The 1062-nt window shown below is 69.7% G+C and carries 1 protein-coding gene; it reads left to right on the forward strand.

Annotated elements, in window-relative coordinates; genetic code table 11:
- The first annotated feature begins 108 nt into the window (after nucleotides 1–108).
- Nucleotides 109–1062 (forward strand): IS481 family transposase, encoded by a 954-nt coding sequence (locus ACGFXC_RS37535; RefSeq protein ID WP_393719431.1) that lies wholly within the window; start codon nucleotides 109–111, stop codon nucleotides 1060–1062.

Here is a 1062-nt window from a genome sequence, read left to right on the forward strand (position 1 = left end):
TGTGTTGTCCGGGGACGTTGGTGACACGCGTGCTGGGTTCTTGAAATGGGTGAGGGCCTCCGGGTTCGGTGTGGATTGCGACATCTGCACCGAAGACAGGAGGCCCTCGTGGTCCACCGTAATGCCCCGCTGACCGAGACCGGACGTCTTCGCCTGGCCCGCTGTGTCGTGGACGACGGCTGGCCCGTGCGGCGGGCTGCGGAGCGTTTCCAGGTCAGCCACGCCACCGCTGCCCGCTGGGCCGGCCGCTACCGGCAACTCGGGATCGCCGGAATGAGTGACCGCAGCAGTCGTCCCCACCACCAGCCCGCCAGGACGGCGGCCGTGGTGGAGCAGCAGGTTCTACGGCTGCGGCGCGAGCACCGGATCGGACCCCTGCGGCTGGCCGCCCGCTGCGGGATCGCACCCTCGACCGCCCACCGCATCCTGACCCGCCACGGCATGCCGCCCCTCGCCGCCCTGGACCGGGCCACCGGCGAACCCGTCCGCCGGTACGAGCGTGAACGGCCCGGCGAACTGGTCCACATCGACGTCAAGAAACTCGGACGGATCCCCGACGGCGGCGGCCACAAGACCCTGGGCCGGGCCGAAGGCCGCCGCAACAAGACCGGGGCCGGCTGGGCCTACCTCCACACCGCACTCGACGACCACACCCGCCTCGCCTACACCGAAGACCTCCCCGACGAGACCGCCCCCACCTGCGCCGCCTTCCTGCAACGAGCCACCGCCTGGTTCGCATCCCTGGGCATCAGCGTGGAACGCGTCCTGACCGACAACGCCTGGGCCTACAGCAAGAACACCTGGCGCCAGACCTGCCGTGACCTGGGCATCAGCCCACGCTGGACCCGCCCCTGGCGACCCCAGACCAACGGCAAGGTCGAACGCTTCCACCGCACCCTGCTCGAAGAATGGGCCTACCAGCGGCCCTACACCTCAAATGCCGAACGGATGGAAGCCTTCACCGACTGGCTGCACTGGTACAACTACCACCGACCCCACACCGGCATCCACGGCCACACCCCCGCCAGCCGCGCCACCAACCTCTCCGGACAACACACCTAG

Source organism: Streptomyces sp. NPDC048507, assembly GCF_043199995.1.
In the GTDB taxonomy this organism is placed as follows: domain Bacteria; phylum Actinomycetota; class Actinomycetes; order Streptomycetales; family Streptomycetaceae; genus Streptomyces.